The organism is Vibrio sp. Scap24, from assembly GCF_013394185.1.
In the GTDB taxonomy this organism is placed as follows: Bacteria; Pseudomonadota; Gammaproteobacteria; order Enterobacterales; family Vibrionaceae; genus Vibrio; species Vibrio pomeroyi.
On record NZ_CP041332.1, the window covers coordinates 471,880 to 493,736 of the forward strand.

Here is a 21,857-nt window from a genome sequence, read left to right on the forward strand (position 1 = left end):
CTAAGCTTCATTTTCAATCGTTCTTTTACTAAGACAGTGGTTTAGTAGAGAGGCATTTCATCTGCGACGAACGGGTTTGAAGCGCGCTCACGACCGAATGTCGATTCAGGACCATGACCCGGCACGAAGGTTACGTCACTGCCTAGCGGCCAAAGCTTAGTCTTGATTGAAGCGATAAGTGTATTGAAATCACCTTGTGGGAAATCAGTACGGCCAATAGCACCGTTAAACAACACATCACCAACAAACGCTAAACGAGCTTGCTCACTGAACAGTACAACGTGACCTGGCGTATGGCCCGGCGTATGAATCACATCGATAACTTGGTTACCAAAAGTCACTTTGTCGCCCTCTTCTAACCAAGTGTTTGGTTCAAAGGCTTTACACAAAGGGAAACCAAACATCTGGCTTTGATTCTCTAGGCCTTGTAGCCAGAAGTTATCAGCCTTATGTGGGCCAACAATATTCACCTTCAACATCTCAGCAAGAGGCACAGTGCCACCTACATGGTCTAAGTGACCATGCGTCAGTACCAAGTTCACCACTTTAACACCCAGCTCTTCGATGATAGCGGCTAGTTGTTGAACATCACCTCCCGGATCGACAACGATGCCTTCCATGGTTTCATCACACCACACAATCGAGCAGTTTTGAGCGAAAGAGGTAACAGGTACAACTTGATACTTAAGAGACATATACAAACCTTAGAGGGCAAACTGAAATTTGGGCAAACTATGACATTGGATGTCTACTTTGACAAGTGCCTACCGTATCGCCCTTCAACTCAGATTAGCGTTACCAGCTGCGTACTGGACCAGTATCAATATGGATAAAGTTGCTACGCGCATAATAACCGACGCCACCTGCGTTCAGGCTTTTAGCTACATCTCTCAGCTCTTTGAGGTCAACACCATCGATACGGAAATCGATCGCTTTACCTAGCATGTGGTAACTCTTTTTAGCCACACCACTCGACTTAGAACGAAGAGCTTCATTGGTCGCTGGAGAGCGGTAACCAGAGATCACCTGGACTTCTTTTTGAATACCCAAGATATTCTGGATCTGAGTAATCTGATCGAACAGATTCTTATCCATTGGGTGAATTTCATTACGGCGGAAATCACGACATAGTTTGCTAAGGCGTGCCATCTCGTCACCAACATAGTTAGTGCCATCGAAATAACAAGTCTCTAATCGTTCACCAGTGTGAAGATTGTTCATGCTAATCGTTCTTGGTTGATCAGGGTATGAAGCAAAAGCGATAGAAGGAGTAAGAGAGGCGACAACAGCAGTACCACCAGCGTAAGTCAGAAACTGACGGCGTGAAAATAAACTTTGAGACATACAGCAAAAAAACCAATTAGATCGAACGAAAAATGCACGATACATAATGGTATTTGCTGCGTCAACGTACAAAAACCACGCAAAACGTTAGTATTTGTAACCTTTGCGCGGTTAGTTATTGATACTCATTATAATTTTATCAATAGAAGCTTCGTTGTCATTTTTTGGTCAAGATCACCTTTATTGGTCGTATTTTAATCATCCACCCTCTTTATCATATTGGTAGATGTCGCCGCGGTACTGTATGCCGCCCTCTTCAAACAGCACGGTTTGATAGATGATATGCACGGGAATTCGCTTCTTGAGGCGAACCTTAGTATTAGGAGCAAGGTCGTCATTCTGATTCGGGACCTTCCTTACCTTGGTCGCAAACAACAGCTCAGCCAGTTCTTCTGCGTGTTCAACACGTATGCAACCTGAGCTATAGGCACGGAAGTCGTCATTAAACAGACCTTTACTTGGTGTATCGTGTAGATAGATCGCTCGCTTATTGGGTGTATTGAACTTATACAAACCTAATGCGTTGCGCGAGCCGGCCTGTTGACGCATCCGATATGGGAACGAGTTGAAGTTGATGGTCTGCCAATCGATCTCTGTGGTGTCGACCGTTTCCATTGAACGCCAACCGTCAATCACTTGGAAGTTGTTCGTTTCAAGGTAGCTTTCGTCGGCTTTTACTTTGGGCAGGATGTCTTTGACCATGATTTTCCATGGCACGTTCCAAGTCGGATTTAAGATGACAGAATCTAGGTTTATCTCTAGAAGCGGCGTTTTTCTCGATTTTCTACCGACCACAACTTTCGACTCAAAAACCTCTTCGCCACCTTCCCAATACTTCATATCAAAACTCGGGACGTTGACGACAATGAGAGAGTCTCTGTCTCTTGGCCACAAACGAACACGTTCAGCATTCAGAGCTAATGAGGTTAATCGATCATCAAAGCCCATGTTGATCCACTTGATCGTGTCAGGGCCGATGATCCCATCGTCTGTAAGACCGTGCATACGCTGGAAGGACTTAATCGCAGTTTGCAGATCTCGATCGAACTTAGAGAAATCGACCGCGATCATCGAGGTATCAACGCCAACCAAGGCAATACGTTCAACAAGAATGGCTTTATCTGAAAGTTGGTCGCCCAAACGTTTCAAGCCCTTCTGTCTGTATCGCTCAATCTTGAGTTCAGACGCCGTTTCTAACACAGAATAGGTTGCTTTGAATTGGTCAAAATCCCCAACAGGAGGCGCGTAAGACAACACCATCTCTAATAAGTAATCATTAGCGACACTGCTTTTCAGTCTCATCAGAATATGGGGCGAAGGCGCAGGCAGTTTGGAATGCAGCTTACCCGAGAAGTACCACTCTTTACCGGCAAGTGGCGCATTCTCAACGTAGCTTAAGTAATAGATAAAGGTGTCGGTGAGTAAGATGTCTAGCTCTTGCCATTGACCACGAGATTGGTACTGACGGATTTGCTTCAATTGTCGATCAAAAAGCGGTGCCATTTGCGCTTGTTCTAACAGCGACAGTTGGAATTCAAACGCTTTAACAAGTTCCGGTGAGTCCCAAAGGATAGGAAGAGAAGAGTCTTGATAAATACTCTGAGTGAGCTCTGGATAAATCAGCATAAAAGAGAGTTCTGAATCAGCCGGAATGAAACGACTCTCGTCAGAACTCGTATAGCTCCATGCATGCACAGAAACTAACACCAATAATCCACAGAAGTATTTCGCTAACATGCTTAACTCCGTCACCAGTAATCCCATAAGTATGGCAAAGAAATGGGAGTAAGCATGTTATTTTTTAAGGGATTTTATGAATCAGATTGCACTCCAGTGATTATCCCACTGGACGGATGATTGCTGGCTTGATTTCTCATAAGGCTTGCGTTGGCTAACCACACTGCCCGCTCCAGAACTGAGTCTAAACTCACCATCAAGCAGCACAGCACCAGAAGCATCGGATAACGCAGACAGTTCCACTAACTCTTTCGTCTCTTTAGACCAAATACCGTAGCAATTGCCTCGTGGTGAGGTTGCAATAATCCAATCATCTGACGCCGCAATACTTGCGATATAGTGATTAAACCTTGCCCACTGTTCAGGCTCTGCGTTCAGTGATTCAAATTGCCCACCTTTAGTGTGCATCGCCAACAGCGAAGGATACTCGTCCGGTTCACCGCGATATTGCTGACCACAAAGCACGGTTTCAGCGCCATCGTGGGCTAAGTGTCGAATGCTTAGCTTCTTGTCCAACAACTCAACCTGATCAAGTAGTACACCTTCAGGAGATATATAACTTAAACTCGGTTGCATTGAATCCAAGTTTTTCGGTGTTCTTCCGTCAGTATGAACGCCACCAACGCCGATCGCGAGATTACCATCGGGCATGATGATCACTTCATGAGGGCCAATTCCAAAACCGGTGAACTCTTCAACCTTACGATAGCCTTGAGCGACATCGTAAACACCAATCACACCTTGGCTGCTGTCCGTTTTACCTTCAGTGGCATACAGTAACTTGCCATCTAACGAGTAAACACCATGACCATAGAAGTGGCGGTTGTTCCCTTTCACCACCATTTTAATCTGCTCGCCCTTTTTATAGTCGAACACCATAAAATAGTCACCAGGACGACGAGCAAACACCACGGCATGCGATGAGGTTGGACAAATCGCGACACCATGACCACGATCTGGAATCGGCAGTTGACTCAATGGCATTCCATATTCGTCAGCCACAACCGCTGAATATTGACCACGGCCATTTAGCGCACAGCCAATCAGCTGAGGATCATTAGATGTACTCACGCCATCCTTTCGGCTCGCACAGCCAAATGGAAGCACAGGAACAGCTGCACAACCCAGTGCAGCCTTGAGTAGCGTTCTTCTCGTATTATCAGTCACCATCGGTAGCATTAAATCCTATTACCACGCCAAGCTCGATCGCCACTTCTTCATGAATCAGGTACTTCAAACGTTCAAGTTTATTGTATTGAGTCAGCACCTCGCGGTAGCCCTCTTTACTCTGCAGTAACTCGAACAAGCTTGAATCAGTCGGCCAAGTCTCTAGCGTCAATATGAACTGGTCTGTAACACGATCAGCAAGGTCATTTAAGCCCTTCTCTCTCAATAATCCGTCTAGGCCATTGCCATCAGCAAGGTACAAGTTCTGAAGTGCTGCTACGTTTGCTTTTAGTTGAGTCATCGAGGTTTGTGCACGCCATGATTCTGAGAAATAAGGACGCGGATGACCAATTTTCGCCATCGGACGACTCAGCTTTTTCATGCTGTAGTCAAGCTGGTTAGTCAATAAAGCAATGTATTCAGATTCCCAACGCATCTCGTCCAGAGCTAACCACGGGTTTATCTGCCAAGCTTCAGCAATAGAGGCTGATTTCATCGCCAAGTTTTGGGCGATAGCTTGTGAAGATAGACAACCTGAAGCTTTGTCTTGAAGCAGTGGAGATTGCTCGTCGTACAGAGACCACTCCAATGCGCCAAGCCCTTGAACAGTAACACTCTGCTGTGCGATTTCGTCTTGTGACCAAGCTTTATCTTGCTGAGTCAGCTGACGCATCTTTAGGCCTGTGGTGTTCTTTTTGTCTGGCCAAAACTGAACATTCCAGCTCTCTTCCAGCGCCGCTGTTGGGCCTCTTTCTTGACCTTGCAGTGCCATCCAACTGTTCATCGTAAGCTGCCACTGATTTTTCAACGCATCCAGCTCAACATTGTTGGTTTCACAGTAACCCTGCATCAAGACTTCTAGCTCACTGGCTTGCTTAGCGAATAGTACGGCTGAATCAAACTCTTGTTGATACACGCTGCGACTGATATGAGCAGTCGTGTCTGCTTGATAAGAAACACCATTAACCTCAGATGAAGCTATTTGCTCACCTGATGATTGGCAGCCTGCCATGATTAATACCGACAAAGGCATTAACAAAAATTTATGTGTCATGCTGTTACCTTACTTCCTAGTTTTTCTTTTAATTATATGAGTTCAATAAATATGAAACGACCGCTGAGCTCGTATTCCTACAAGTTCAGCGGTTGTGTGCTTTAAGTTAACTTTTTATTCGAGCTAACTCAGTCGTAGAGGCGCTTAGCTTCAAACTGCCTATAGCGAGTTCAAAAATGCCAGTAGTGCTTCGCGCTCGGTCGCATTCAAAGACAGAACTTTTTGTTTTGCCATTTCAGCTTCACCACCGTGCCAAAGCACCGCTTCCATAACGTTTCTTGCGCGACCGTCATGAAGCAAGAAGGTGTGACCATTCACTTCTTTGGTATAACCTAATCCCCACAATGGCGTGGTGCGCCACTCTTGACCATTAGCAAGATACTCAGGGCGGTTATCCGCTAAGCCTTCACCCATGTCGTGTAGCAACATGTCGGTATATGGGCTAATTAACTGATTAGATAATGCAGGCAGACCTTCACGCTCAGCCGTGCGGAACTCAGCTTGGTGACAGCTTTGACAGCCAACGTCTTTGAACAGTTTTTTACCTTGCACGACAGCTGGGTTATCTACGTTACGACGAATAGGTACTGCTAAGTGCTGCGAATAGAACTCAACAAAATCTAGGATGTTGTCGCTGACTTCTGGCTCACCACCATTTGGGAAATCATCACAAGTCGATTGTGCTGACGTGCAGTTTTCGTTCGGGAACAAGCTGCTTGTTAGGCCTAAGTCACCATTAAATGCTGCTGCGTTTTGCTGCATTAGGTTTGGCTGTCCAGCTTTCCAACCGAAACGACCAAGCGCCATCTCATTGGTTTGAACATCAAGAACATAGTTGGCTTTACCCGATACGCCCTGCTTGTCTGCCAATTGTTGCTCGGCAAATCCTAAAATTGTTTCTTTTGGAATGCTCTCAAGCAAGCCAAGGCCGATCATTGGCGGAGCAACACGTGCTGAGAATTCAGTTTTAGGGTGCATCTCACCGAACGCAAGTTCAGTAATTTTCAAAATGGGTTTACGCAGAGTAACGACAGTGCCGTCTTTGAATTCAACAGGGACATCGGTGTAACTGATGTTCACTTTACCCTCTGGCTTAACACCTTGAAGTGCGAAATCTTGTAGCTGACCGCCATAAGTCGGTTCTGGGATACCACCATCGCGAATAAAGGCTTGTCTTTGCTCTGGCGTTTCAGCCGGAATGCTTAAACGAACCAACATGGATACTGCGTTCTCATCGCCTTTTTCTGGCGCGTGACCACGACCATCTTTGATGTGGCAGTTTTGACAGCCGTTAGTATTAAATAGTGGCCCTAATCCATCACGAGCATCGGTTGATGACGGCGCGGGAACCCAAGGGTTTCTAAAGAAGCTGTTACCTACGCTGAAATCCAGGCGTTTACTCATTGGTAGATTGGCTGCGGGAAGAGAAAAAGCGTTCGCTCCCTCTTTCTTCACGGTCGTTTTGCCACCAGAGTAGGTTTCATGGGCGTGTAATGGAGATACGAAAAACAGTGCGGTTAATAGTGAGGCTGAGAGATACGACTTCATACATTGCCTTGCTGTGTTTTTGATTTTAGTTTTATTTGGGAGTGACTTTCTTGAATAGCAAACAATTAAGGGCTCAATGAGAGCCCTTACATTGGTTTTGGTCTCGGGTTCTTAGAACTCGTGATCAGCCGTGTCTGGGTTTAGGCTATCAATACCAATCACACCAGCAGCACGCTCAATTGCAGCAGTTTGAGACACTAGCGCAACAATTGTTTTGTTTACTAGCGCGTTACCTGCAGCGTTGTCAGCAGCGATTAGCTGATCGAAGTGCTGGTTGTTTTTCTCTGCAGACGTTACTAGCTCGCCTACTTGTGCACGTGCTAGGTCAAACTGCTTTTGGATCTCTTTCGCAGCTTGCTCATCTTTTTGCTCTACTAGGTCAAATAGGCTTGGACCTGAAAGTAGAGTACCGTCTTCACGCTTGTATAGACCCGTGTAAACGTTGTAGATGCCTTGCTCGTTGTAGTAGTGAGAGTTGTGCGTGTTATCAGAGAAACAATCATGCTCGTCTTCCGTTGAGTTAGCTTCTAGTGCCACCTTCATACGCTCGCCCGCTAGCTCACCTAGAGACAGTGAACCCATGCCGAATAGCATTTTACGTAGGCCGTTCTCGCTAGATTCAGAAAGAAGCTCTTGACGGTAGTTGCCTTTCTCGCCTTCAGCCCACTGCTTTTCCATCCACTCTAGGTCTTGGATAAGTAGCTCAGCTGATGCTTTTAGGTATGCGCCACGACGGTCACAGTTACCATTAGTACACTCAGCGCCAACAACGAAGTCAGTGTAAGCACGCTCACCTGCACCGCTGTTAGTGCCGTTTAAATCTTGGCCCCAAAGTAGGAATTCAATCGCGTGGTAGCCAGATGCTACGTTCGCTTCAGAACCGCCGATCTCGTTAAGGTCTGCGATTAGCTCAGGGGTGATGTTTGTTGCGTCAACAGTTGTCTGACCAATTTGGAAAGTCTTGTTCGCAACGATGTTTGCGCTAGCGCCTTCGTTACCAAGCTCATATTGGTAATCAGAAGAAACGTAGTCGATAAGGCCTTCATCTAATGGCCACGCGTTTAGTTGACCTTCCCAATCATCAACAACAACGTTACCAAAGCGGAACACTTCAGATTGTTGGTAAGGAACACGAGACTCAAGCCAAGCTTGTTTTACTTGTTCGAAGTTGCCAGCAGAAGGAGAAGCTAAGAAGGTATCAATAGAAGAGTTCAACGCTTTTGCTGTGATAACTGAATCGGCAAACACTGCATGAGCAATATCTGCGTAATGTTCTACAACTTGATCTTGAGTTACTGCTGCGAAAGAAGAAGCAGAGGCAAAAATGAGTGACGAAGTTACGGCTTTTGTCACTAAAGATTTAATGGTCATGAAGCATCCTTGTTGAGCTTTAAATTATTATTCGTAGTAATAGTGCAAACCATTATCATTTACACTACGGATTTGAATAATACAAACTTACAATTTTATTGCAAGATAAATACAAAAAAACCTCACATTTGTGAGGTCTTTGAACATTTTTGTGTTATACGCAACAAAGATGGCTAATCAGATATCCAGATTATGCTTACCGTGTGAGACTTTGGCCTTCAAGTAGCTTTCGTTACCCGACTTAATGTGAGCAGAGGTGTTCACTACTTCTGCAATCTCAATACCAAACTCTTTAAGTTCATTGATTTTCTTAGGATTGTTGGTCACTAAGCGGATTTTTGTAGTACCCAAAGCACGTAGCATTTCTGCCGCTTCAGTGAAATCACGTAAGTCATCGCCAAAACCTAAGTGGTTATTCGCTTCGTAAGTGTTCATCCCTTCGCTTTGGAGACGGTACGCATCAATCTTGTTATATAGACCAATACCACGACCTTCTTGGCGTAGATAAAGAATCACACCGCCCGTTTCGCCCATAATTCTAATGGTTTCATCTAGTTGCTCACCGCAATCACAACGAGAAGAGTGGAAAACATCACCAGTAAGACACTCAGAGTGCATACGAACAAGAGGTATGTCTTGTGTCTTGTCTGCTGATTTAAATATTACAGCCACATGCTCTTTATCTGTTTTCAACCCATGAAAAGACAGAAGTTCAGCATCGATACTGCTTGTTACCCCTACTTTGAAATCTATTCTGGCACGCACTTCCGCCATAGCTATACTCACTTGAAAATTCAATGTATTTAACAACACTACAGGATATGTCTAGGCAATATTTTGTAGTGGACTATCTAATGATAGACACTATGAGGCTGTTAACAATTTTTTTCAAGGTCGACCACGAACAAATTGTTATAATATAACAATTTATTTTTCAGATAAGAAAAAACCCCACATTGAGGTGGTCAATGTGGGGTTGTAAATTAATCACTTGCGACTAAGACTGTGTTTTTACAGAACGCTCAACTTACTTGAGTTTGCTTCCAGATGACAAGCTGAACCCAAGCATTTTCTAATTCAGTGAGCTCTTCTTGCGTAAGTGTAGAAATGCTCGACTTCGCACTGTATTTTTCTGCCCACTTGTCTGACTGGACATGAGTATGGAACTCTTTCTTTAAATTTGAGATTACGTTATCCACAGATACATCCTTATATAACAGTGCTTAGCCTTTATAATCCTTTAATGTTACAAAATACAGCTCAATTGGTAAACAGTAATACATATTTTTTATGAGCCCTTTCTAACACTTTTTACTGATAAATATATAAATAAGAGAAATAATAGGCTTGGTAGAAGCCAAAGTAATAGGTTTGAGGCGCTCATTGCTGGCTTATAAAGCACAAACTCGCCAAATCGCTCTGTCATATATTGAGTGATTTCATTATTACTCTTCCCTTCTTTCACCATATTAAACACAACAAGACGTAAATCTTTTGCTATCGGCGAGTTCGATTCAATCAGGTTTTGATTCTGACATTGAGGGCAGCGCAGCGTTTTTGCCAAGCTAATAGCACGCTGCTGTTGATCCGGGCTTTCAAACTCAAACAGTTCAACTTGAATGCTTGTCTCTTTATTACTGGCTGTAAACAACTCTTCTGCCATGGTCGGAAAGCTAACAGTAATAACTGCAGACAAGATTACGACCATCTGTATTAAAGACTTCATCATCCAATCTCACCATCAAAATACATGGCAAGTTCGTTTTGCCATACGGATTCATTAATCACACCCAGTAGCTTCTTAATGATTTGACCGTCAGCATCAACCAAGTATGTCTCCGGCGTTCCGATGACTCCTAACTCCAAGGCTAGCTTCCCTTGAGGATCGCTGATGACTTTTAAATATGGGTTTCCATCGTTCGACAACACATTAATAGCGGCAGCTGTGTTATCTCGGTAATTGAGCCCAACAATAGGAATGCCTTTATTGTGGAGTTTGAGTAAAAAGGCATGTTCGGTTTTGCAGATACCACACCATGACGCCCAGACATTCACCAACTGGTAAGGGTGCTCAGTAATATCCGCTCGCGTTAGCTCTTGTTGCCCTCTGATGCCTTCGCTATTGGCTAACGCTGCCGATGTAAATTCAGGAAACGATCTCTGTTGCGTCGATACTGTGGTGGTTTGTTGCTTGCTATCAAGCGCGAACAAAAACGCCAACACCACGATCAGTGCCAATACAATAAGCGTGATGAGTTTGTTACGAACGCTGGTATTCATACTGTGACGCCTTAACGGTTTTCTTTTTACGATAAATCAATGAGAGCAACGCACCTAAAATAGAGAACAACCCACCGAACCAAATCCAACGAGCATAAGCCTTATATTGAACGCGGAATGCATAAGCGGTTGAATCCACCTTTTCCCCCATGGTGATATACACGTCGCCATGCCAGAACCACTTCATTGCAGGCTCACTCATGTTCATGACTCGAACTTGGTAATGCCTTCTTTCAGGTGTGATGTAAAAGCTTCCTTCATTAGCCTCTAGGTCAAGCACTGCCCTTTCGGCAGTAAAGTTCGATGCAACATAAAGCTCAGTATCACGATGAGAAAGCGTCCAGTCCATAAACTCAACCTGTTCTCCGGGGCTCAATTTATAGCTCCGCTCAAACGAATGGTAGCTATTCATCGCGGCACCTACGGCTAATACTGCGACACCCACATGTGCGAATGTCATTACCCATACTTTGCGTTGGAATTTGGAACTGTGCGTGACCGCTAGACCATAAACATGAGTCAGTACAACCCAAAACGCGAGTGACCATGTCATCAGTGCCATCACGTGAATCTTCTCTACTTGCAAAACATAACAAGTAAACCCGAGAGCAATAGATAGCAGAGCGATTAACGCCATAACGCCTTTCGAAGCTTGGGGTTTGATGCTGAGCAATGGAGCAAGGCCAACAACGCCCATTGCGAGCAAAGCTAACGGTGCTATTAGCAGGTTAAAGTAAGGTGCACCTACCGATATGTTTCCAAGACCTAACAACTCAAACACCATTGGATAGAAAGTACCGAACACCACAACCGCCGTTGCCAATACAAAAATGAGTACGGCGACTAAACTCAAAAAGCTTTTGCTGGCAAAGCGCGTGATTGGGCTCGATTCGAAAGATTCACCACGCACAATAAGCAGAGAAAACGAACTCACCAACACCACGACCAAAATCAGCAACAGTGCGATACCTTTACTTGGGTCAACCGCAAAGGCGTGTACTGAAGTGAGTACGCCAGAGCGAACAATAAAGGTGCCGAGAATACTTAGACAAAACGTAATGAAGGCAAGGCTCAGAGACCATTTCAACAATTGTTGCTTGCCCTTGGCAACACCCAAAGTATGTAGCAAAGCGGTAGAAGTGAGCCACGGTAACAAGCTGGCGTTTTCAACAGGATCCCAGAACCACCAGCCGCCCCAGCCCAATTCGTAATATGCCCACCAAGAGCCAAGAATGATCCCGGCGGTTAAAAAGATCCACGCGACTAAACACCAGCTTCGACAATGGGCGACCCAGTCAAACTCGATCGGATCCACTAATAGCGCTGCGACTGCAAAGGCCAGTACAACCGAAAACCCTACATAACCTAGATAAAGTAATGGCGGATGAAATATCAAACCGACATCTTGCAGCATTGGATTAAGATCTCGCCCTTCAAGCGGCAAGGTTGAATTCAATTCAAATGGGTTTGATGCGAATAACGTGAACCAAGCGAATATTGCGAGTAGTACATTCATCACCCACAGCACACGGCTTTGATATTCACTTGAGTAGCGTTTTTGCAAAGCGATAACACCGGACCAACAGCTGATGGTCAATACCCAAAACAACAATGAGCCTTCATGCCCTGCCCACACGGCTGCCATTTTGAAAAAGGGAGGTAACTGTGTATTAGAATGTTCTGCGACATACAGAATCGAGAAGTCGTCACTGATAAAGGCATAGCCAAGCAGAACAATAGCGCCAATGGAAAATAGTGCGCTTGAAAGAGAGAAACTGCGAATTAAACCTAGATTCGGTGATTGCTTAGCGAGCATTGGGTAAATCGAATGCACAGCGATAATGCTGCTAAGCACAGCGACCAAAACTAAACTAAACAGCCCCAAAGAACCGACCATATCACCTCAATAAGGCTCCACCTAAGCAGAGCCAAGTAAAACCGTTGTTAGCTTCTTTACGCAAAGAAACAGAGAATTAGTAAGCAGATGCCCAGTATCCAACATCTACTCACTAACAAACTTGAGCAGAATTAAGCGAGTGTTAATTGCCCAGCATAAAGGACAAAAGTTCGTAGCATTAACACGCCCATTAAGCTCAAAGACGTCACGGAAAAGATATACACCGAACTATGACGAATAGAGTCTGGCGTAACGGCATTGAGTAACAAGGGTAAAACCATGCCCACTCCAATAACGCCGTACCAGAACCAACTTGCCCAGAAGCCGCTGCCAATCGCGTTCCACACCGCTTGTTCACTTTGTCCACCAGCAAATACCAGCCCAGTAAAGAAAGTCACCAGAACAAACAACTCGAACATCACAACCGGACGCTCAAATCCGTGAATCCAAGAAACACTGATGCTGTGTGGCGATTCTTTGAAAACCAAAACACCAAACAAAATACACGCAGCCGCACCGGAAGATAAACTCGAGAATAAGAATAGAATCGGCAGTACTGGGTTATTCAGCATTGGGAAGGTATTTAACGCCGAAAGCAGGAAGCCAGTATAAGCGGCAAGCATCAGAGCAAGAATAGCTAAGAATATTTCCAAAGCATTTTCAAACACTTCTATTTTGCCAATCCAATTCCCAACAAAATCGAGTCGTCCTTTTAACCAAGCTTGGTCATTCAAGAACACGACGATTTGATCTCGGAATATAATGCCGATCCAAAGGAATAAGATCACCATATACACTTGGAATAAGATCACACCCATCGACATCACAGACGTTGGATTATAGAAGATCATGATCTTCCAAAAGGATAACGGTTTTGTTAGGTGGAAGACCAAGATCAACAGGCCTGAAATGATCCCAAATGGCGCAAGAAAAGCGGTCGCTTTTAACACACCATTATGAGCAGGATCGCCTTCAATGACCTTTCGTTTAAGGTAAATGGAAATCATGACGGCACCTGCCGACATCCCCGCCAGAAATAGATAGATGGCTATAATCCAGTCCCATACCACGGTACCAGACTGAAAAGCTATGTCCCATGCACTCATAATCAAATCTCCCCTTTTTGGTGTGGCACTTTATAGAGTTTTGGCTGAGTCCCTAGGTAGGCTTTATCCCTATAAACCACTTCCGATTGAAGCACTTGGTTTATCTCACTCTTAGGGTCGTTCAGGTCGCCAAATATCAGCGCGTTAGTTGGGCAAGATTCAACACAAGCAGGTAACTTCCCTTGAGCCAAGTTAGTATCACGGCAGAAGTTACATTTATCAGCGGATTTATTCTCTGGGTGGAAAAAGCGCACTTGATATGGACAAGCTAATAAGCAGTAACCACAACCCACACACTTATCTTTGTGCACATCAACAATGCCTGTTTTCTCATCTTTATAGGCTGCACCCGTTGGGCAAACCATCACACACGGAGCATTATCACAATGTTGGCAAGAGTTACGGGTAAAACGGTAATCAACATTCGGATATTCGCCTTGAGGTTCGCTCTTAATGATCTCTAAGCGCGATACACCTTCTGGCACTTTATTTACTTCACGACACGCTTCAGTACAGGCAGTGCAACCAATACACGCGGTTTCATCATGAACCATCCCGTAGCGCTTAGTGCCATCTTCCTGAACATTGGCCAACGTTTTTCGGCTTGTTACCGCCGCCGTTCCTGCAACCCCGGTCGTAAAGATCACTGCGCCTGCGCCAGCTAAAAAGTTTCTTCTTGAGCAGCTCATAGATTACTCCCCTTCTTTCTTCTGGTTGAAGTCTGAATGGCAATCCACGCACAGCTTAATGGTTTGCTTTTTATCTAAGCTCAACACCTTAGCTTCGGTCGCATGAACATCATGGCAGTTTGAACACGTTAAGTTCTGTGCGTGAACATCGTGAGTCCAGCTCGCTTCACGCAGATCATCCGGTTTATGACAATCGATACATTGGCTATTGGCGTCTAAAATTAAGCTAGGATCGAGGAAAACCTTTTCAGTTCCCGGTTGCGATTGAGCCGAACGATACTTCACCACTTCAGGTGCACCTTCACGGTGATCGGGGCCAATAGAGGTATGACAATCGGTACAATTCACTTCACGACCAAGTAAAGCGTGTGCGCTCTTACCGTGTGAACCCAATATCGTTTCTTTGGAATCTTTATGGCATTGAACACACTTGTAGTCTTTGTCGCGGATTAATTCAACTTCATGTCTTGTTGATTCTCCTACTGGCGTAACAGCAGGCTCAGCAACAGCATGAATGGAATAACCATAGAGGCAGAATGCTAGAAGGGATTTAAGCATTATGACTATGGCCAATTTAATATTGCCCATTTTATCCTTTCCTTATACCGGCATTATTTAACTCTCAACTAAATAATATTCCGGTTAAACAAAAGTACCCTTAAACGATATTATTAACGTTTAAATGATATCAATTCTTATTTTGGATAAGCCACAACGCTTTCTATATTTAGAATATACCTCTAATTGGGTAATGCGAAATTTACGAAGGCTAATATGTGAACACAATCACCCTATTTATCACAAGGTCATAGTATGTAATTGCTTGTTATATTTGATAATAATTATCACTTAAATTCCCCTCCACATGCTAACACATACCCCTTTAGGGTTATATAAACTTCAACGTGATTAAAGTCACTGCCATTAATTGATCTAAAACAAGCAAACTTCCGACACGTAACAAAATGTGTTTATTTATGAATTAATATAAACAGGAATTCTCCAGTTCTTAATTTGAATAGCAAACTCACAACGCTTGGTATAAAAATCAGTATATTGGAGATATCACTGTGAAAAAGCACTGGATACGTAATTCCGTCACAGCACTATTAATGGTTAGCGCGTCACTAGCAAGCGCGACCAGTTTTGCTGCGTCTGAACAAAAAGAAATTGGTGATCCTCGTAACGACCAGTTCGAGCAAAACCATCCTGATCAATATCACTCATGGAGACAAACGTCTGAAAGTGAAACTATTGAAGATGCGCTAAAAGAAGATCCAAACATGGTGATCATGTGGGCTGGCTACGGGTTCGCAAAAGACTACAACAAAGCGCGCGGCCACTTCTATGCGATTGACGATGTAAGACAAACCTTGCGTACTGGCGGTCCGACCGACGAAAACTCAGGTCCAATGCCAATGGCATGTTGGAGCTGTAAAAGCCCAGACGTTGCACGTGTTATTGAAGAACGCGGTGAAGACGGCTACTTCGAAGGTAAGTGGGCACGTCTTGGTAACGAGATCGTCAACCCTATTGGTTGTGCTGACTGTCATGACACCCAAAGCGATGAGTTCAAAAACGGCGAGCCAGCACTGAAAGTGACGCGTCCTTATGTTGAACGCGCTTTCGAAGCGATTGGTAAAAAGTTTGATGAACAGAGCCGTTTAGACCAACAAGCTTCAGTTTGTGCCCAATGCCACGTGGAATACTACTTCACCGGTCCAACCAAAGGCGTGAAATTCCCTTGGGATAAAGGGACACGTGTTGAGCAAATGGAAGAGTACTACGATGACATCAACTTTAAGGATTGGACGCACAAGGTATCTAAAGCGCCAATGCTAAAAGCGCAGCACCCAGGCTATGAAACATGGCGTGAAGGTATTCACGGTAAGAACAAAGTCGTTTGTGCTGACTGTCATATGCCTAAAGTCACCAAAGAAGACGGCACGGTTTACACCGATCATAAAGTGGGTAACCCGTTTGACCGCTTCGAAGATACGTGTGCTAACTGTCATACCCAATCTAAAGAGACCATGCGTAACATCGTTTCAAGCCGTAAAGCTCAAGTGCTAAACATGAAGCTGACTGCTGAGAAACAAATCGTTGCCGCTCACTTTGAAGCAGGCGCGGCATGGGAAGCGGGTGCAACAGAGCAAGAGATGGAGCCTATCCTACTGGATATTCGTCACGCTCAATGGCGTTGGGACTACGCAATCGCATCTCATGGTGTTCATATGCATGCACCAGAAGTTGCGCTTGAGGTTCTAGGTACAGCCGTTGACCGTGCAGCCGACGCTCGTACTAAGATCATTCGTCTATTAGCGAAGAAAGGCATCACCGACCCTATCGAAATTCCTGATATCTCAACCAAAGAAGCGGCTCAAAAAGCGCTAGGAATGGACATGGATAAGATGAACGCTGAGAAACAACACTTCTTAGACACGGTTGTTCCTAAGTGGGAAGAGCAAGCTGAAAAACGTGAAGCGAACTACGAATACTAGTTTCTTCAATTAGACCATTACGTAAAAACCAGTCACACTATTATTGTGTGGCTGGTTTTTTTAGGTTTTGGGGGAATACACATCAATACCTACCTCCAACCTACTCGCCAATTCAAGGAATCAAGAATGAGAACCCTACTTTCACTTTCAGCATTGTGCGTTGCACTATTAAGTTCTGGCGTTCACGCGTCTGAGCGCGCCAATATAGGTTGGGAGTTAATTGAGAAAGGCGCATTAGTGGTTGATGTCAGAACACCTGAGGAGTTCAAGCAAGGGCATATAGACAACGCCATTAACTACCCACTATCCGAGGTCGCGACACACTTTGCCAACATAGATAAAGAGCAACCTATTGTCTTGTATTGCCGCAGTGGTAATCGCTCAGGACAAGCCTATCAATTCTTGCAGGCTCAAGGGTTTACTCAAATCCACAACGCAGGTGGCTTGATTGAAATGCAGGAAAGTAAATAACGAAAGACAAACGATTAACGACTAGCGATTGTACCAAGCTTAACGGAGCATCTGTTTGGCTTGGTTGATCGAGTGGATAATAGATACACGATCAATCCCCTTCTGATTAGAGTCGAGAATTTGAGTCCACGCATCGATCGCATGTTGATAGCGCATACTGATGAAGTGATCGGTGGCGATTAACATTAAGGCCGTTCGATCGTTCGGATCAAGATCCATAGATTGCTCTAGCAGTTTGTTTACGTCATCACTCATCGCTTGTGAACTGAGATAATAAAGTGCGGTAGCCTTAGCGGCATACAAGCCTGAAGGCGCTTGAGGATCTAAACGAATCGCGTAATCGTAACAGGTGAACGCCGCATCAAACTCCCCTTTCTGCATATAAACACCACCAAGCTTAAACCATAAATCAGATTGATTCGGGTCTTGCTTAAGGCTTTGTTGCAGCTCATCTTGGAAATCTGTTGTGGTGTAATTTTCGTTGTCATTGGAAGGAGGCTGAGGCAGCTCTTGCTTCATTTGAAACCAGATAATGCTACTGAGTAGCACTGCGGCGAATGAGATAAGAAGGTTCCCCTTAAGGCTACTACTGTTTTTGTTTGATGCAACGACGAGCACCACCAAAAACAGGCTCATCAATAACAAAGCAACCAGTAACCAGATATCCATTTTACTCTCCCTTTTTATCCGCCCATCCACTCTACCTCTTTCGCCACAAAGCAAACTTGATCAAGGTATAGCTATTGGTATTTAACGATTCTCCACAAACAACAGGCAATAAAAAACCGAGCACTTAGGCTCGGCTTTTTCAATGGTAAGCTTAATTACTTAGCGTAATCAAGATTACTCAGTGTCTTGCTCGCTATCACTTTCAGAGTCAGAAGCATCTGATGCTTGCTCTTCACTTGAATCAGAAGCCACTGTTCCTTCTGCGTTAACTGCTTCAGCATTTGCTTCTTCAGCTTCGCCTTCTACAATCTCAGCTTCTTCTACTTCGTCGATACGTTGTAGACCTACAACGTTCTCGTCTTCAGCAGTACGAATCAGTGTTACACCTTGAGTGTTACGACCAACTTGGCTTACTTCCGCTACGCGAGTACGTACTAGTGTACCTGCGTCGGTGATCATCATCATTTCATCGCCTTCTTCAACTTGAACAGCGCCAACTACTGGGCCATTACGTTCAGAGACTTTGATAGATACTACACCTTGCGTTGCACGGCCTTTTGTTGGGTATTCAGCTAGCTCAGTACGCTTACCGTAACCGTTTTGAGTCACAGTTAAGATATCGCCTTCGTTAGAAGGAACAATCAGTGAAACCACTTGATCGTCTTCTGGAAGCTTCATACCACGAACACCAGAGGCAGTACGGCCCATTGCACGTACTTTGTCTTCGTTAAAGCGAACAACTTTGCCCGATTTAGAGAACAGCATGATGTCGCTATCACCGTTAGTGATGTCAACGCCGATCAGTGAATCGTCATCACGTAGGTTAACAGCGATTAGGCCGTTAGCACGTACGTTTGCGAATTGATCCAGAGATGTCTTCTTAACAGTACCGTCGCCTGTTGCCATGAAGATGAATTTCTCGTTAGAGAACTCAGAAACAGGCAGGATAGCCGTAATACGCTCACCTTCTTCTAGAGGAAGAATGTTCACGATAGGCTTACCACGAGCAGTACGACTTGCTAATGGCAGTTGGTAAACTTTCAGGCGGTATGTCTTACCACGAGTAGAGAAACATAGGATGTTATCGTGAGTATTAGCAACAAGCAGGCGCTCAATGTAATCCTCATCTTTCATCTTAGTTGCACTCTTACCTTTACCACCACGACGCTGAGCTTCGTAGTCGCTTAGGATTTGGTACTTAACGTAACCTGCGTTAGAAAGCGTTACTACAACGTCTTCTTGAGCAATCAGCTCTTCCATGTCGATGTCATGAACTGCAGCTGTGATTTCTGTACGACGCTCGTCGCCATAGATTTCACGTACCGCTTCAAGTTCTTCACGGATAACTTCCATCAAACGCTCAGTGCTTGCAAGAATGTGCATTAGCTCAGCGATTTCTTCTAGAAGTGCTTTGTACTCGTCTAGAATCTTCTCGTGCTCTAGCCCAGTTAGGCGGTGAAGACGAAGTTCTAGAATAGCTTGTGCTTGTGTTTCCGTTAGGAAGTATTGGCCATCGCGGATACCGTATTGGTCTTCCAACCAATCAGGGCGAGCCGCATCAGTACCTGCACGCTCAAGCATTGAAGCTACGTTACCAAGATCCCAACCACGAGACACTAAACCAACTTTAGCTTCTGCTGGTGTTGGAGCGCTCTTGATCAGTTCAATGATTTCATCAATGTTAGCAAGTGCTAGAGACAATGCTTCAAGGATGTGTGCACGGTCGCGCGCTTTCTTCAGTTCGAAGATAGTACGACGAGTCACAACTTCGCGACGGTGGTCTACGAAGCACTTAAGCATGTCTTTGATGTTGAACAACTGTGGTTGACCGTTGTTCAACGCAACCATGTTGATACCGAAAGTCGTTTGCAGTTGAGTTTGAGCGTATAGGTTATTAAGAACCACTTCGCCTACTGCATCACGCTTACATTCAATAACAATACGCATACCGTCTTTATCAGACTCGTCACGTAGTGCACTGATGCCTTCTACTTTCTTATCTTTAACCAGTTCAGCAATCTTCTCGATCAAACGAGCTTTGTTTACTTGGTAAGGGATCTCAGTAACGATAATGGTTTCTTTACCATTCTTCTCTACTTCGATATCCGCTTTTGAACGCATGTAAACCTTACCGCGGCCAGTCTTGTATGCATCTACGATGCCTTTACGACCACTGATAAGTGCTGCTGTTGGGAAGTCAGGACCAGGGATATAGTCCATTAGCTCATCAATAGTGATATCTTCATTATTGATAAATGCTAAACAGCCATCAACAACTTCACCAAGGTTATGTGGTGGGATGTTGGTAGCCATACCTACTGCGATACCAGAAGCACCGTTTACCAATAGGTTAGGAATTTTTGTAGGAAGTACTGCTGGAATTTGTTCTGTACCATCGTAGTTCGGTACGTAATCCACAGTTTCCTTATCAAGGTCAGCCAGGAGCTCGTGAGCAATTTTCGCCATACGAACTTCGGTATAACGCATTGCAGCCGCGGAGTCGCCATCGATAGAACCAAAGTTACCTTGGCCATCAACTAGCATGTAACGCAGTGAGAACGGTTGCGCCATACGAACAATAGTATCGTATACAGCACTATCACCATGTGGGTGGTATTTACCGATTACATCACCTACTACACGAGCAGACTTTTTATATGGTTTGTTCCAATCATTACCTAGTACATTCATCGCGAACAAAACGCGGCGGTGTACAGGTTTTAGGCCATCACGCACATCTGGAAGGGCACGACCAACGATGACGGACATCGCGTAGTCTAGGTATGAACCTCTAAGCTCATCTTCAATATTTACGGGCGTGATCTCTTTCGCTAGATCGCTCATAGAGCCATTTTCCCTCTATAGTCAGATCGTATTTTTGAATACGTATAAGACCGAAAAATATAACACAAATTTACCTACGGAGGCATCACTTTCCCTCTCCTTTTACCATCTTGTGACCCTTGTAGCCAATCAATTGATGAGAAATTGCACCTCCGCATCATATCTTGCTGAAACATGGTCACTTTACATCCAATAAACTAGCAAAATTGTAGATCTTCTGGTCAGGGCGAAAAGGCAAGTTATAATGCCTGCAATTTCATGGATGCATTATTTAACTTGGAAATGCCGATTATGACTAAATCACAGAACGTAGACCCAGCAGAAATCAAAAAATTCGAAGACATGGCGTCGCGCTGGTGGGATCTGGAAGGCGAGTTTAAGCCTCTACATCAAATCAACCCACTGCGCCTAAATTACGTGCTAGAAAAAACCGAAGGTTTATTTGGTAAGAAAGTACTCGACGTTGGCTGCGGTGGCGGCATTTTGGCTGAAAGCATGGCTGTTGAGGGCGCAGTAGTCACTGGCCTAGATATGGGTAAAGAACCACTAGAAGTGGCACGTCTTCACGCATTAGAAACAGGCACCAAGCTAGATTACATCCAGAGCACCATCGAAGACCACGCAGAACAGAATCCACAAACTTACGATGTGGTAACGTGCATGGAAATGCTAGAGCACGTTCCTGATCCACAATCAGTGATTAGTGCATGTTCAAAATTAGTGAAACCGGGTGGTCACGTGTTCTTCTCAACCTTGAACCGTAACTTCAAATCTTACCTGTTCGCTATTGTTGGTGCAGAGAAGCTGCTTAAGATTGTTCCTGAAGGCACTCACGAGCACGAGAAGTTCATTCGCCCTGCAGAACTCATCAAGATGATTGATAACACTCCGCTGCAAGAGTTAGGCATCACTGGTCTGCACTATAACCCACTGACTGACAGCTACCGTTTGGGCCACAATGTCGATGTAAACTACATCGTTCACACTCAAAATTTCGCCCAATAACTGCTCGTGTAATTACCAGTATCCCTACCGTAAAACCTTTTGTAAAAAAGACTAATGAAAAGAGTTGCAATTAACATAAGTTTGCGACTTTTTTCAGTCTAAATTTCGTGCGCTAGCTTCCATTTTGACCACCTAGATTTAATTTTAATCACCCAAAATCCATCGCTCATTTTG

The 21,857-nt window shown here is 44.5% G+C and carries 20 protein-coding genes; 3 read left to right on the plus strand and 17 right to left on the minus strand.

The window, feature by feature from the left end:
• Positions 1-41: 41 nt before the first annotated feature.
• The 15 genes from FLM53_RS01795 to nrfB all read right to left on the minus strand — a co-directional run bounded on the left by FLM53_RS01795 (position 42) and on the right by nrfB (position 14,781).
• On the minus strand, positions 42-695 hold the full coding sequence (locus FLM53_RS01795) for an MBL fold metallo-hydrolase (protein ID WP_176680964.1): 654 nt from the start codon (positions 693-695) through the stop codon (positions 42-44).
• A 100-nt stretch (positions 696-795) separates the two neighbouring features.
• Positions 796-1,344 (minus strand): YcbK family protein, encoded by a 549-nt coding sequence (locus FLM53_RS01800; RefSeq protein ID WP_048607178.1) that lies wholly within the window; start codon positions 1,342-1,344, stop codon positions 796-798.
• A gap of 198 nt (positions 1,345-1,542) precedes the next feature.
• The gene (locus FLM53_RS01805; RefSeq protein WP_176680963.1) at positions 1,543-3,081 is read right to left on the minus strand and encodes a murein L,D-transpeptidase; all 1,539 of its coding nucleotides are present in this window, start codon (positions 3,079-3,081) and stop codon (positions 1,543-1,545) included.
• A gap of 81 nt (positions 3,082-3,162) precedes the next feature.
• Positions 3,163-4,251, minus strand: a complete 1,089-nt coding sequence (locus FLM53_RS01810; protein ID WP_176680962.1) for a DUF1513 domain-containing protein — start codon at positions 4,249-4,251, stop codon at positions 3,163-3,165.
• Positions 4,241-5,302, minus strand: a complete 1,062-nt coding sequence (locus FLM53_RS01815) for an imelysin family protein (protein ID WP_176680961.1) — start codon at positions 5,300-5,302, stop codon at positions 4,241-4,243. Before FLM53_RS01815 ends, FLM53_RS01810 begins: the two co-directional genes overlap by 11 nt.
• A 159-nt stretch (positions 5,303-5,461) precedes the next feature.
• A complete protein-coding gene (locus tag FLM53_RS01820) occupies positions 5,462-6,850 on the minus strand; it encodes a di-heme oxidoredictase family protein (RefSeq protein WP_176680960.1) in 1,389 nt (462 codons plus the stop codon).
• 111 nt (positions 6,851-6,961) lie between these two features.
• Complete coding sequence (locus tag FLM53_RS01825) at positions 6,962-8,221, minus strand: imelysin family protein (RefSeq protein WP_176680959.1); 1,260 nt, start codon at positions 8,219-8,221, stop codon at positions 6,962-6,964.
• Between the two features lie 177 nt (positions 8,222-8,398).
• A complete protein-coding gene (gene ribA / locus FLM53_RS01830) occupies positions 8,399-9,034 on the minus strand; it encodes a GTP cyclohydrolase II (protein ID WP_370780665.1) in 636 nt (211 codons plus the stop codon).
• 209 nt (positions 9,035-9,243) lie between these two features.
• On the minus strand, positions 9,244-9,420 hold the full coding sequence (locus FLM53_RS01835) for a hypothetical protein (RefSeq protein WP_176680958.1): 177 nt from the start codon (positions 9,418-9,420) through the stop codon (positions 9,244-9,246).
• An 89-nt stretch (positions 9,421-9,509) separates the two neighbouring features.
• On the minus strand, positions 9,510-9,950 hold the full coding sequence (gene nrfF, locus FLM53_RS01840; protein WP_176680957.1) for a heme lyase NrfEFG subunit NrfF: 441 nt from the start codon (positions 9,948-9,950) through the stop codon (positions 9,510-9,512).
• On the minus strand, positions 9,947-10,501 hold the full coding sequence (locus FLM53_RS01845) for a DsbE family thiol:disulfide interchange protein (protein WP_176680956.1): 555 nt from the start codon (positions 10,499-10,501) through the stop codon (positions 9,947-9,949). Before FLM53_RS01845 ends, nrfF begins: the two co-directional genes overlap by 4 nt.
• Complete coding sequence (locus FLM53_RS01850; protein ID WP_176680955.1) at positions 10,482-12,398, minus strand: heme lyase CcmF/NrfE family subunit; 1,917 nt, start codon at positions 12,396-12,398, stop codon at positions 10,482-10,484. The genes FLM53_RS01845 and FLM53_RS01850 overlap by 20 nt, the downstream gene beginning before the upstream one ends.
• Positions 12,399-12,529: 131 nt before the next feature.
• The gene (gene nrfD, locus FLM53_RS01855; protein WP_176680954.1) at positions 12,530-13,504 is read right to left on the minus strand and encodes a cytochrome c nitrite reductase subunit NrfD; all 975 of its coding nucleotides are present in this window, start codon (positions 13,502-13,504) and stop codon (positions 12,530-12,532) included.
• Between the two features lie 2 nt (positions 13,505-13,506).
• Entirely contained in the window at positions 13,507-14,193 is a 687-nt protein-coding gene (gene nrfC / locus FLM53_RS01860) for a cytochrome c nitrite reductase Fe-S protein (RefSeq protein ID WP_176680953.1), read from the minus strand.
• A 3-nt stretch (positions 14,194-14,196) separates the two neighbouring features.
• On the minus strand, positions 14,197-14,781 hold the full coding sequence (gene nrfB, locus FLM53_RS01865) for a cytochrome c nitrite reductase pentaheme subunit (protein WP_176680952.1): 585 nt from the start codon (positions 14,779-14,781) through the stop codon (positions 14,197-14,199).
• A gap of 482 nt (positions 14,782-15,263) precedes the next feature.
• Between nrfB and nrfA the strand changes: the two genes are divergently transcribed.
• On the plus strand, positions 15,264-16,694 hold the full coding sequence (gene nrfA, locus FLM53_RS01870) for an ammonia-forming nitrite reductase cytochrome c552 subunit (protein ID WP_176680951.1): 1,431 nt from the start codon (positions 15,264-15,266) through the stop codon (positions 16,692-16,694).
• Positions 16,695-16,820: 126 nt separating this feature from the next.
• Positions 16,821-17,165 carry a rhodanese-like domain-containing protein gene (locus tag FLM53_RS01875; protein WP_176680950.1) on the plus strand — a complete coding sequence of 115 codons (345 nt, stop codon included), beginning with the start codon at positions 16,821-16,823 and terminating at the stop codon, positions 17,163-17,165.
• 39 nt (positions 17,166-17,204) lie between these two features.
• On the opposite strand, the gene FLM53_RS01880 is transcribed toward FLM53_RS01875, so the two are convergent.
• Both FLM53_RS01880 and gyrA read right to left on the minus strand, forming a co-directional pair.
• On the minus strand, positions 17,205-17,834 hold the full coding sequence (locus tag FLM53_RS01880) for a tetratricopeptide repeat protein (protein WP_176680949.1): 630 nt from the start codon (positions 17,832-17,834) through the stop codon (positions 17,205-17,207).
• 174 nt (positions 17,835-18,008) lie between these two features.
• Positions 18,009-20,678 carry a DNA topoisomerase (ATP-hydrolyzing) subunit A gene (gene gyrA / locus FLM53_RS01885; RefSeq protein ID WP_176680948.1) on the minus strand — a complete coding sequence of 890 codons (2,670 nt, stop codon included), beginning with the start codon at positions 20,676-20,678 and terminating at the stop codon, positions 18,009-18,011.
• A gap of 258 nt (positions 20,679-20,936) precedes the next feature.
• On the opposite strand from gyrA, the gene ubiG reads away from it, so the two are divergent.
• Positions 20,937-21,683: a bifunctional 2-polyprenyl-6-hydroxyphenol methylase/3-demethylubiquinol 3-O-methyltransferase UbiG gene (gene ubiG / locus FLM53_RS01890; RefSeq protein ID WP_176680947.1), complete on the plus strand. Its 747-nt coding sequence runs from the start codon at positions 20,937-20,939 to the stop codon at positions 21,681-21,683.
• The last annotated feature ends 174 nt before the right edge of the window (positions 21,684-21,857 follow it).